9 protein-coding genes are annotated in these 11553 nt (G+C 63.4%); all 9 read right to left on the reverse strand.

All coding sequences use genetic code 11. The annotated features are described in order from the left end of the window. Positions 1-504: 504 nt before the first annotated feature. Positions 505-2283: a sigma-54-dependent Fis family transcriptional regulator gene (locus K419_RS0101335; protein WP_026839978.1), complete on the reverse strand. Its 1779-nt coding sequence runs from the start codon at positions 2281-2283 to the stop codon at positions 505-507. A gap of 226 nt (positions 2284-2509) precedes the next feature. Next, positions 2510-3277 carry a formate dehydrogenase accessory sulfurtransferase FdhD gene (gene fdhD, locus K419_RS0101340; protein WP_026839979.1) on the reverse strand — a complete coding sequence of 256 codons (768 nt, stop codon included), beginning with the start codon at positions 3275-3277 and terminating at the stop codon, positions 2510-2512. Between the two features lies 1 nt (position 3278). Next, complete coding sequence (gene moaA, locus K419_RS0101345) at positions 3279-4259, reverse strand: GTP 3',8-cyclase MoaA (RefSeq protein WP_026839980.1); 981 nt, start codon at positions 4257-4259, stop codon at positions 3279-3281. A 27-nt stretch (positions 4260-4286) separates the two neighbouring features. Continuing rightward, the gene (locus K419_RS0101350; protein WP_026839981.1) at positions 4287-5135 is read right to left on the reverse strand and encodes an amidohydrolase family protein; all 849 of its coding nucleotides are present in this window, start codon (positions 5133-5135) and stop codon (positions 4287-4289) included. Between the two features lie 23 nt (positions 5136-5158). Then, entirely contained in the window at positions 5159-6355 is a 1197-nt protein-coding gene (locus tag K419_RS0101355; protein WP_026839982.1) for a thiolase family protein, read from the reverse strand. A 54-nt stretch (positions 6356-6409) separates the two neighbouring features. Further along, positions 6410-7123 (reverse strand): 3-oxoacyl-ACP reductase FabG, encoded by a 714-nt coding sequence (gene fabG, locus K419_RS0101360; RefSeq protein ID WP_026839983.1) that lies wholly within the window; start codon positions 7121-7123, stop codon positions 6410-6412. A gap of 104 nt (positions 7124-7227) precedes the next feature. Next, positions 7228-8034 (reverse strand): cyclohexa-1,5-dienecarbonyl-CoA hydratase, encoded by an 807-nt coding sequence (locus K419_RS0101365; protein WP_051292817.1) that lies wholly within the window; start codon positions 8032-8034, stop codon positions 7228-7230. A 9-nt stretch (positions 8035-8043) separates the two neighbouring features. Then, on the reverse strand, positions 8044-9117 hold the full coding sequence (gene had, locus K419_RS0101370; protein WP_026839985.1) for a 6-hydroxycyclohex-1-ene-1-carbonyl-CoA dehydrogenase: 1074 nt from the start codon (positions 9115-9117) through the stop codon (positions 8044-8046). A 339-nt stretch (positions 9118-9456) separates the two neighbouring features. Next, a complete protein-coding gene (locus K419_RS0101375) occupies positions 9457-11307 on the reverse strand; it encodes a bifunctional acetyl-CoA hydrolase/transferase family protein/GNAT family N-acetyltransferase (RefSeq protein WP_026839986.1) in 1851 nt (616 codons plus the stop codon). Positions 11308-11553: the final 246 nt, after the last annotated feature.

Below are 11553 nucleotides of genomic sequence, written 5' to 3' on the forward strand. Positions count from 1 at the left end.
GCAATTGTAAACAGCACCTTGCTCCTGTATTCGATTTGTTTACAGCGAAGAAAATGTGTTATTGCGAGTGGGAAATGGCGCTTCGCCAAAGGGGGGGATTAAATCGGAAGATCTGCAATATCTGCAAAGAGAAATAACGGGGTTTGTACAGCCACAGCATCCCTCTCCCCCCGTCCCCTCTCCCAAAGGGCGAGGGGAGACAAGCCCCACCCCCACAGCAACTTCCTAAGGGCAAGGGGAGGATTCGTCAAGGGTTACATGTGTTCGGGGACATGGGTTACAGTTTCAGTGAAATTGCTTCAAGTTCTGATGGCAGAAGGCTGCGTCCATGCCCCCTCTCCTTCGGGGAGAGGGTTGGGGTGAGGGCGCCGTTCTAGCTTGAGAGGGGAGCTTCAAGGGGACTGGCTCCGCCAGGTGCCTGTCCCCTTTGAGTGAGGCAGAGCCTGGGAGATGCCGCGAAGGTAAGTTCTGGGAGTGGAGCCATAAGGCGAATGAAGCCGGGACTCAGTGGCCGGAAGAGTCGTCGTTATGCTTCTTTTGCAGCTTCTTGTAGAGCCACTGACGGGAGATGCCGAGCAGATCGGCGGCCTGCAGCTTGTTGCCGTTGCAAAACTCGATGGCGGCCTGCACCAGCAGCTTTTCGAACTCCTCGACGATGGCCGGAAGGGACTTGCTCCCAAGCCTCGCGCGCAGGTAGGGGCCGATGTCATGCGGGATGCCGGAGCTGCCGTCACGGAGCATCCTGGAGAGTTGGTCCGGGAGGTGCTCCTTGAGGATGAGCGGACCGCTCACCACGTTGAAGGCGCTCTCGATCACGTTGCGCAGCTCCCTCACGTTCCCCGGCCAGTCGTAGTGCATGACCACGTCGCGGGCCTCCAGGCTCAGCCCCTGGACCTCCAGCCCGAACTCCTCGTTGAACTGCTGGATGAAATTTATGCTGAGGGCGCGGATGTCCTCCTTGCGCTCCCTGAGCGCAGGGATGCAGAGCGTCACCACCTTGAGGCGATAGTAGAGGTCCTGCCGGAACTTCCCCTCCCGCACCAGGGCCTCGAGGTTGCTGTTGGTGGCGGCGACCACCCTCACGTCGACCGTCTTGGGCGCGTTGCTCCCCAGAGGTGTCAGCTCCCTCTCCTGCAGAACCCGCAGCATCTTCGCCTGCATGTACAGCGGCATGTCGCCTATCTCGTCCAGGAAGATGGTCCCCAGATGCGCCTGCTCGAATTTCCCCAGCTGTCCCCCTTTCCTCGCACCGGTGAAGGCCCCCTCGGCATAGCCGAAGAGCTCGCTTTCCAGCAGATGTTCCGGAATGGCGGCGCAGTTGACCTTGACGAACTGGGCGTAGCGGCGGTTGCTGGCGGCGTGGATGGCGTGGGCGAAAAGCTCCTTCCCGGTCCCGCTCTCCCCCAGGAGGAGGATGTTCGAGTTCTTGGAAGCCACCCGCAGCAGGGACTCTTTCAGGTCCTGCATCTGCTTGCTCTGCCCGACGATGCTGTTCACGTCGTAGCGCGACATCGATTCCTTGCGCGCCACGTTTCCGGCCGCCGCGCGCGTCTCGGAGGCGCCCTGCAGCCGGTTGGCGATCAGCGTGATCTCGCGGATGTCCTTGAACAGGATCTTGCCTGCCCCCCCGATCACCTGGCCGTCCTTGATGATGGGATAGAGCGAGGCATAGACCTGCTTGCCGTTCAGATAGTGGGTGATGCCGATCTGGGGGGTGGCGGTTTCCATGACCGCCGGCAGCTTCGAGGACTGGGAATTGGGGTAGGCGTCGCTGACGTGCTTGCCGATGATGGCGTTGGGGGTGGTGTCGAGGATGTCGGCGAAGGCCTGATTCACCATGACCACCAGCCCTTCCCGGTCCACAATGACGATGCCGTCGTAGTTGAGATCGAGGGAGGCGCTTCCCGACTGCAACAGGGCTCTCAAATCGATGGAGGGATCGGGGAGTTGTTCCGGAAGGAGCCGCAGGACGGACAAAATCCCCCCCACCAGCTGGTCCGACTCCATGGTCGGGAGAAAGTCGCAGACCAGGCGCCTCTTCCCCACCTGCAGCACCTGGTTGTTGAAGACGGTGCCGCTTCTCATCAGGGTGCTGAGCTCGGAGAGATCCGCCACCTCGTCGAGCCCGCGCCCCAAAAGGCTCTCCGCAGGGATCCCTATCAGGTCAGCGGCGGCCGCGTCGAGGTAGGTGATGCCGAGATCGGCGTCCAGCCTCACGATGCCCGAAGCGTCACCGCAGCCGGTAGTCCCTTCCATCCCCGTTATGTCAGCGAACTGCACCATAAGCGCCTTCTCTTTCTTCCTTCCCTGACCCAGGGGACTGGCTCCGCAAGGTGCCTGTCCCCGTACACTCCCCTGCCCCTCACTCCTTCGCGGAACGAAGCGCTACGGCGCGCGGGCCCGTCGACGGAGGGGGAGCGCTGGAAACGATCTGACCTTGATGCCATTAAGAGCCTTTTGTATACACGAGTTCCACTGTTTCCGTCAACACGTTACGACACCGGCGGGGTCAGCTACCTGCGCCGGCAAGTTCGAGCCGTTCCGGATGGCTGTAGACATCGAAGCGGTCCGCCCGCACGTAGCCGATCATGGTGATCCCCGCTTCCTCGGCCATTTTCACGGCGGTCCCGGTGGGTGAAGTGCGCGAGGCTACCACCGCGATCCCCAAAAGAGCCGCCTTGGCGACCAGTTCGGTGGAGACGCGACCAGAGGTGACCAGCATCATCCCGGAGAGGTCGATCCCCTTTAAAAGCGCTTCTCCGGCGATGCGGTCGATGGTGTTGTGGCGCCCGAGATCCTCCGAATAGAGCAGGACGTCGCCATCGCCTACCGCGGCCGAGTGCATGCCGCCGTGGGTCTGGTACCCCTGCGCCTTCCGGGCCAGCCCGTCCATCATGGAGAAGACGGCGGCGGGGGTGTAGGTTTTACCGGATTCTGCGGCGCTCTGCGCGGCATCGACCCTGGGGATGGAGAAACTGATGCCGGTGCCGCAGCCGGAGGTAAGGACGGGCTTCAGCTTTTCCGGGAGCTCCTTCTTGACCTGGGCGCTGGCGATGCCGTGATCGTCGCAGACCGAGAGTGCGTTGAAATCCTCGACCCGGTCCACGAGCCCCTGCAGCCTGAGAAACCCGGCAACCAGGAAACGGAGCTCGTGGGGGGAGGCGATCAGGGTGGCAAGCTCCCTGCCGTTCACATGCAGGACCACGGGGACCTCGGCCACCACCTCCCGCTCGGCTGCGGTAACAGCCCCTTTTTCGTAGCGATAAACAGAAGCCATCCTATCCCCCTACCCCCGCCATGACGAAGGGCGCTACGGAGCCGGCTTCCTCGTCGAACCGGTGCCGGCCTGGCTTGTCGTGGACGATGCGGCGGATCCCGTCACGCAGCGAGGCGTCGTCGCCCGAGGCCAGAAGCGGTCTCAGATCCACCCCTTTCCCGGACAACAGGCACCCCTTGGCCACGCCGGTGGCGGTCACCCTGAGCCGGTTGCAGGCGTCGCAGAAGTGGCCGGTCATCGGGGTGATGACCCCGAGCGAGCCGACAGCACCCTGGACCCTGAAGTTCTTGGCCGGTCCCGAGCGCTCGTTTTGCTCCAGCTTCTCGATCAGGAAACGCTCCGCGATCCGCTCCAGCACCTCGCTCCCCGAAATGCAGAGAGAGCGCCAGTCGGCCGCCTGGCAGGTGGGCATGTACTCGATGAACCTCACCGCGTAGGGGCGCTCCAGGGTGAGCCGCACGAAATCGAGGATCTCGTGGTCGTTCACCCCGCGCATCAGCACCACGTTTATCTTGTGCGGCGGGAAACCGGCCCGCTCTGCCGCCTCAATCCCCCCGAGCGCCGCCTTCAGGTCGCCGCCGCGGGTGATCCGGGCGAAGGTCTCCGGATTGAGGGAGTCGAGGCTGATGTTCAGCCGCTGCACGCCGGCATTCTTCAGCTCCCGGGCCATTCCCTGCAGGAGCGTGCCGTTGGTGGTCAAAACCAGCTCTTCAAGCCCCGGTATCAGCGCCAGCCGCTTAAGGAAGGGGATGATCCCCTTTCTCACCAGGGGCTCGCCGCCGGTCACCCGGATCTTCTCGATCCCGACGGCGACCGCTTGCTTCGCGACCCGCAGGAGCTCCTCGTAGGAGAGCACTCGGCCCTGGGGAAGGAGCTTCACCCCCTGGGCCGGCATGCAGTAGCTGCAGCGGAGGTTGCAACGGTCGGTCACGGAGAGCCGGAGGTAATTGATGCGTCTGCCGTAAGCGTCGATGAGTGACACGATCTCCTCCTTTGCCGCGAGGCGGCGTCACCCCAGGTTCAAAAGCCTTGCCGCGTTGCCGCCCAGTATCGCCGCAACACCTTCCGGCGGCAGGGGCAGCCCTGCTATGGCGTCCATGTTTTGCCGGATGCGCGGCATGCCGGGCCAGTCGCTGCCGAAAATGGTTTTTTCCGTGTTGCGCGCCAGTTCGGGGAAGTAGGTCATGAGCTTCGCGGGGGGAAGCCCCGAAAGCTCCATGTAGACGTTTGGATGCAGCTTGGATAAGAAGAAGGCGCGGTCATACCAGAAACCGCGCCCCGAATGGGCCATGACCAGGTTCAACGAGGGGAAGTCGACGGCCACGTCATCCAGGTGCAGGGGGTTGGCGTATTTCAGCCTGGTTCCCTTGAAGACCGAGGAACCGGTATGGATCAGTACGGGGATGCCGAGTTCCTCAGCAGCCCGGTACAGGGGGTACATCCTCGGGTCGTTCAGGTAGTAGTGCTGGTAGCTTGGGTAGAGCTTTATGCCCCTGAACCCTTCGCTTTCGACCTTGCGGCGCAGCTCCGCGGCAAGGTCGGTATGCAGATAGGGGTTTATGTCGCAAAAAGGGATCAGACTCCTCCTGCCGCGGCAGAAATCGCGCACCGAGTCGTTGCTGCAGATGCCGGTGGTGACGGGGGTCAGCTCGGCGAGGATGCAGGCGTAGTCGACCCCTTCCTCTTGAAGCAGCGCCTCGAAGGCGCCCGGATCGCTGTAGCGGGCCACGTACTCCTCGTACCCCACGGGGTGGGCAATCCGCATCCAATCCACCACCCACGGGTGCAGGAAACCGTCGTACGTGGCGAGGTGCACGTGGAAATCGATCCTGAGGGGTTTCTCTTCGGTGGCCGGCATGGTTTCTCCCCCTTACATCCGTTTCAGACCCGTTCCACCACGGTGGCGATCCCCTGCCCAAGGCCTATGCAGAGCGAGATCACGCCGTAGCGGGCGTTGCGCCGCCGCATCTCGTGCACGAGCGTCGCGGTGATGCGTGCGCCGGTCGAGCCGAGAGGATGGCCGATGGCGATGGAGCCCCCGTTCACGTTCACCTTGGCCGGGTCGATCCCCAGCTCGCTCATGCAGGGTATGGCCTGCGCCGCGAAGGCCTCGTTCAGTTCGAAGAGGTCGATGTCGCCGATGGTCAGCCCCGCCCGTTCCAGGGCCTTCCTGATGGCCGGAACCGGGCCAAGCCCCATGAACGAGGGGTCGCAGCCGGCGACGGCGCTGGAGAGAACGCGCGCGAGCGGCCGGTAGCCGAGCTCTCTGGCAAGCTCCCCTTCCATGAGGAGCACGGCGGCGGCGCCGTCGTTGATGCCGCTGGAATTACCCGCGGTGACGCTGCCGTCCTTCTTGAAGGCGGGGGAAAGTTTGGCGAGCTGCTCCAGCGTCACGTCCGGGCGCGGGAACTCGTCCCGGTCCACGACCTTCGGGTCCCCCTTCTTCTGCGGGATGACGACCGGAACCAGCTCGTCCTCGAACTTCCCCGCGGCCTGGGCCTCGCCCCATTTCCTCTGGGTCGCCAGCGCGAACTCGTCCTGCTGCTCGCGGGTGATGCCGTAGCTGCGCGCCACGTTCTCGGCGGTGTCCCCCATCCCCTCCTTGGCGTAGGGCTCGGTCATCCGGGGGTTGGTGAAGCGCCACCCGATGGTGGAATCGAACACCTTGATGTCACGCGAGAAGGGGGAATCGGCCTTGGCGAAGACGAAGGGTGCACGGGTCATGGACTCGGTCCCCCCGGCGATGAAGATCTTTCCCTCCCCCACCTTGATGGCCTGGACCGCGCTGTTGATGGCGTTCAACCCCGAGCCGCAGAGGCGGTTGATGGTGTGCCCCGCCACCGAGTGCGGGAGTCCCGCCAGGAGCGCCGCCATGCGCGCCACGTTGCGGTTGTCCTCCCCTGCCTGGTTGGTGCAGCCAAGCACCACGTCCTCGATGAGCCCGGGGTCGAGCTTGTTCCGCTGCACCAGCTCCGTGATGCATAGTGCCGCCAGGTCGTCCGGGCGGACGTCCTTCAGCGCGCCTCCGAATTTCCCCACCGGCGTCCGCACCGCATCGACGATAACCGCTTCTCGCATTGCAACCTCCATATTTCGGCCGTGCCCCGTAAAGGGGGACAGGCTACTTTTTCGTCAGATGTACTGGCCGGAATCGACCCGGATCACCTCGCCGGTGATCTTCCCCGCCGCATCGGAGAGAAGGAAGGTGACCGCGTTGGCGATGTCCTCGGGTTTGGCGAGCTCCGGGAGCAGGCACTCGTTTCTGGCCCGGTCCAGGATCTCCTCTGGAAGCGCCAGCGCCATCTCGGTCAGGACCATACCCGGCGCCACCGCATTCACCGTTACCCCTTTGGGTCCCAGCTCGCGGGCGAGCGTCTTGGTGAGCCCGATCAACCCGGCCTTGGAGGCGGAGTAGTTGGCCTGGCCGAACTTGCCGCGGATGCCGTTTATCGAGGTGATGTTGACGATGCGACCGTAGCCTGCGTCCCTCATCCCGGGGGCGAGAGCCCGCGCCATGTTGAAGGCGCCGGTGAGGTTCACGCCCAAGACGGAGCTCCACTCGTCGTCGGACATCTTGAAGACGCTGCGGTCGCGGGTGATCCCCGCGTTGTTCACCAGGAGGGTCACCGGCTCAGGAATGGCGGCGACCGCGGCAGCCACGCTCGCCGGGTCGGTGATGTCCACCTTGTGGAACTGGTAGTCCTCCGCCCCCTCGCCCGGCGCCACGTCGAAGACGTGCACGCGGGCCCCGTGCCTTAAAAGCGCGCGGGTGATGGCAAGGCCCAGGCCGCGCGCGCCGCCGGTGACCACCGCGGTGCGTCCGTTGAAGTTGAGAAAGCTGCTCATGTGTCCCCCTGTTTAATCTAAAGGTTGGACTCTGGGGGGCTGCCGCGCAGGTGACAAAACGGCAGCCCCCCTTACTCCCGGGGTCGGGAGACGAGTTCGTGAGACTAGCGGTCCTGCCAGGTGGGCTGCCGCTTTTCGATGAAGGCGGTGAGACCTTCCACCGAGTCGTGAGTCTTCATCATCTCGTCGAGGTAGAGCTTCTCGACGAAGGAGATCTTGGCCCTGATACGAAGAGCCGTGTCCTGCCGGGCCGCGCGCACCGCGTAACGCAGGGTGCTGGCGGAGACCGGGGCGAGGTGCTTGTCGAAGTACTCCAGTGCCGCCTGGTCCGGGTCCTCGGCGATCACCGATACGAGCCCCATGAGATGCGCCTCCTCCGCGCTCACGCTGCGTCCCGAGAAGAGGAGGTCCTCCGCCTGGGCCTGTCCGATCCGCTCAGGTAAGAGGCACGAGGCGGCCGGGGCGAAGACGGCCAGCTTTATCTCAGGCTGCCCCAGCTGCGCGTTGGGTGCTGCGAAGATCAGGTTGCAGGCGGCAACGACCTCGAGGCCGCCACCGAGGCATTGGCCGCGCACCGCGACCAGCACCGGGACCGGGCTTTCGACGAGCTTCAGCACCAGCGCGTGCAGCGACTTCAGCATCTGGGCGCAGGAGTCGGGCATATGCTCGTCCACGCTGGCGCCGAAGCTGAAATGCGGCCCCTCCGCGGTGAGGAGCACCCCCCTCAGGTGGGGTTCTTTCAGGTGCTGGTCCAGCGCCTGCAGGAGCGCCCCGATCATGGCCGCGTCGACGATGTTGGCCTTGGGACGGGCCAGGGTCAGTTTCAAAAGGCGGCCGTCGCGCTCAAGCGACACCTTGAGCGGCGAATCAGCTGCGGCGGTTTGCTGGGCTTGGGTAGCTGCTTGGCTCATTGCGTCCTCCTAGGAAAGGCCCGGCACTAAGATGGCGCGCCTGGTGAGCTTGTGAGCATGTGCGGAGGCAAACACCTGGTTGATGCTGTCCAGGGGGTGCTTCTCGATGAACGGCGTCAGGGCGACCTTGCCGTCGAGCACTAGGTCGAGTGCCGCCGGATATAGTTCGGTCAGGCAGCCCCAGTTACCAAGGGCCCTGGCGTGGAACGCCATCAGGTTGGAGAGGCGCAGCTCGATCTTGTCCATGGTGAAGCCGACGACGGAGAGGGTGGCCCCGTAGGTAAGGAGGCTGAAGGCGGTCTCCTGGCCGGGGGTGCTGCCGGAGCACTCAAATATCTTCCAGCAGGTCTGCTTCAACCCCTTTGTCTTCACGAAATCGTTGATCGCCTTCTTCAGTTCCTTGCCGGCGATCTCGCGGGAGTTGAGGGTGAGGGCCGCGCCGTGCTTGCCGACGTTTTCAAGCTTCACCGGGTCCACGTCGATGGCGATGACGGTGGCGCCGAGAGCATTGGCCACCTGCACCGCGTAGCCGCCTACCCCGCCCACGCCGATCACGATGGCGACGTCGCCCGGCTGGACCTCGGCCTGTACCGCCGCCTGGTAAGGTGTGGTCACCGCGTCGGCCACGACCGAGATGTCGGCAAGCTCAAGCCCTGCCGCGGCGAGGCGCTTCTCGTCGACCGGGCAAAGGGTCTTAGCCGGAACGACGATGTGCGAGGCGAAGCCGCCATGGATGTCGTTGCCCGGCATCTGCTGCGCGCGGCAGATGGTGCCGTGGCTGGAAAGGCAGAGGTCGCACTCGCCGCAGGGGATGACCGCCGGAATCAGCACCGCCTTGCCGACCCACTGGCCGGCCCCCTCGCCTGCAGCGACTACGCGGCCGCTGATCTCGTGCCCGAGGGTGAGCGGGGCCGGGTGGTTGAAGCGGACGCCGCTGTAATAGAAACCAAGGTCGGTGTGGCAGACGCCGCAGCCGGCGACCTCGACGACGACTTCTCCCGCGCCCGGCGTAGGGGCGAATTCACCCTTTTGCATCGGTTCACCGACGGCGGTCATGGACCAGCGATACGCTGACTTGGACATAAAGCTTCCTCCTTGCTTAAAGTGGTTTTTTATCGAATCGTTTCCGGTGGCAAATCCTGTTATGGTAAATAAGTACCACAATGCTTATTTAGCTGTCAAGGGGATATCTTTTCAGGAAAGGAAAAATAAAACAGTTTTTGTGAGGAATGAAAACCGGGGGAGAGGAGGGGAAAAGCGTGGGCAAGCGGCCTGTGAGGGGGCCAGGAGGGGAAAAGCGAGGGGGTAAGCGGCGTGTGGAAGCGCCGACGCAGGATGAAGCGGGCAAATTCCTGGTTCCCAAGCTCCAGTTTGGGAACCCAATGCGTGCAAAGCTCCAGCTTTGCATCCTAAAAGGAAGCTTCAGAAACGATATTCCACATGATAGGTCTCGGTCTCCGGGGAATGCACCAGGGTGTGCCCAAGGCCTCTGTGGTAACGCAGCATCGCGGCGTTCTCGGGGAGGATCTCGGCGCAGAAACCCTCGATCCCCTGCTCTTTGGCGTGGCGCTCCATCTGGCGCAGCAGGTAGCCGGCGAGCCCTTTCCTGCGGTAATCCTGGTGCACCACCACCGCCGTCTCCGCCATGTTAGTGCGCGGGTTCACCTCGTAGCGCGCCACCGCCACCATGCATTCGGCCTGGTCCTCGTGCCGGAAGGCTGCCAGCGCCATGCGGCCGCTATAGTCGACGCAGACCTGCTTTGCCGCTTCCAGGTGCGCCATCTGGAGCTTCGGCCCAAAGAAGCGGTGGTAGACCGTCTCCGCGTCGAGGCTGTAGAAGAACTCCTGCAGCGTCCGCTCGTCGGTCGCCTTCAGGGGCCTCACCTGCATCGTCATTCCTCCGAAGGACCTATCCTCCTCCAGATTTCTCGGGTACTTGTCCAGCGCCTGCCGCCACACCTGCTCGTCCTCGTAGACGTAATGCTTCTTCTTGACGAAATCGAGCAACTCCCGGCGGTACTCCGGGTGGGCGATGGAGATAAGCGCCAAGGCGCGCTCCCTTATGGTCTTGCCGTGCAGGTAGGCGATGCCGTACTCGGAGACCACGTAATGGGCGTCGCCGCGGCTCGTGACCACGCCGGCGCCGTCGTCGATCCGGTGCACGATGCGGCTGATGCTCCCGTCCCGGGCCGTGCTGCGAACGGCGATGATCGGTTTTCCGCCCCGGCTCATGGCCGCGCCGCGCGCGAAGTCAACCTGGCCGCCGATGCCGCTGTAGAACTGGTATCCGATGCTGTCGGCGCAGATCTGCCCGGTAAGGTCGACCTGCAGCGCCGAGTTTATCGCCACCACCTTGTCGTTCATGGAGATGACCCTGGGGTCGTTGACGAAATCGGAGGGGTGGAACTCGACGCCGACGTTGCCGTCGACGAAGTCGTACAGCTTGCGGCTGCCGATGACGAAGCTCGCCACCGTCTTCCCCGGATGCACCCGCTTCAGCCGGTTGGTGACGTTCCCCCCCTCGATCAAAGGGATCAAGGCGTCGCTGAACATCTCGCTGTGGATCCCCAGATCGCGCTTGTCCGCTATGAATTGCAGCACGGTGCTCGGTATGGTGCCGATCCCCATCTGCAGGCAGCTCCCGTTTTCCACCAGCCGCGAGATGTGGTACCCGATCTGCTGCTCCACCTCGTCGGGGGCCTTCGCCTCGGAGACGAGAATCGGATGGTCCGTCTCCACCAGCAGATCCAGGCGGCTTAGGTGCACGTAGCTGTCACCGCAGGTGCGCGGCATCCGCGGGTTCACCTCGGCGATCACCAGCTTTGCCCGGTCGAGCGCCGCCCGCTGGATGTCCACGTTGACCCCCATGCTGCAGTAACCGTGTCGGTCCGGGGGCGACACCTGCAACAGCGCCGCCTGGTTCCCCCTCTGGCCCGACCGGATCAGTTCCGGGATCTCGCTCAGGAAGATGGGGGTGTAGTCGGCGCGGCCGTCGCACACCGCCTGGCGGATATTTTCACTGATGAAAAAGGAGTTGTGCCGCAGCCTTCCGGCATCCTTGCCGTCCAGGTACTGCCCGGTACCGAAGGTGAGGAGCTGGATCAGTTCCACGTCGTGGAACCGGTCGGCCTGCCGGGCCAGCGCGGCGACGAGCTCCCCCGGTACCGCGCACCCCGACCCGAGGAAGACGCGCCACCCCGACTGGAGATGACGTACCGCCTCGTCCGCGGTGGTCAGCCGGTCCCGATACAACTGCATAAGTTCTTCGTTCATCGCCTGCCCCCTCTCCCGCCGTTTCCAGCGTCCCGCCACACCTTCAGATTTTTACACGGCCCCTCAAAACGTTACACGAAGCTTCCCCAATAACATCAGATTTCAACGGTGTTACAAACTTCAGCCAAAACCATGATTACATATTTTCAGCAGCTTACAAGCTAAATTTCATTTTATTAAACCATTACACCTCTTTGGCCTGCGACATGCAAAACATTATTTTACTTTTTCAAAATAATTCCCACG

Source organism: Citrifermentans bremense R1 (assembly GCF_000426865.1).
Lineage (GTDB): Bacteria > Desulfobacterota > Desulfuromonadia > Geobacterales > Geobacteraceae > Geomonas > Geomonas bremensis.

Bases quoted from the DNA above. Each gene is read 5' to 3' on its own strand.
- K419_RS0101375 (WP_026839986.1), bottom strand. From the start codon at position 11,307: ATGAACGAAGAACTTATGCAGTTGTATCGGGACCGGCTGACCACCGCG.
- K419_RS0101350 (WP_026839981.1), bottom strand. From the start codon at position 5,135: ATGCCGGCCACCGAAGAGAAACCCCTCAGGATCGATTTCCACGTGCAC.
- had (WP_026839985.1), bottom strand. From the start codon at position 9,117: ATGTCCAAGTCAGCGTATCGCTGGTCCATGACCGCCGTCGGTGAACCG.
- fdhD (WP_026839979.1), bottom strand. From the start codon at position 3,277: ATGGCTTCTGTTTATCGCTACGAAAAAGGGGCTGTTACCGCAGCCGAG.
- K419_RS0101365 (WP_051292817.1), bottom strand. From the start codon at position 8,034: ATGAGCCAAGCAGCTACCCAAGCCCAGCAAACCGCCGCAGCTGATTCG.
- K419_RS0101355 (WP_026839982.1), bottom strand. From the start codon at position 6,355: ATGCGAGAAGCGGTTATCGTCGATGCGGTGCGGACGCCGGTGGGGAAA.
- fabG (WP_026839983.1), bottom strand. From the start codon at position 7,123: ATGAGCAGCTTTCTCAACTTCAACGGACGCACCGCGGTGGTCACCGGC.
- K419_RS0101335 (WP_026839978.1), bottom strand. From the start codon at position 2,283: ATGGTGCAGTTCGCTGACATAACGGGGATGGAAGGGACTACCGGCTGC.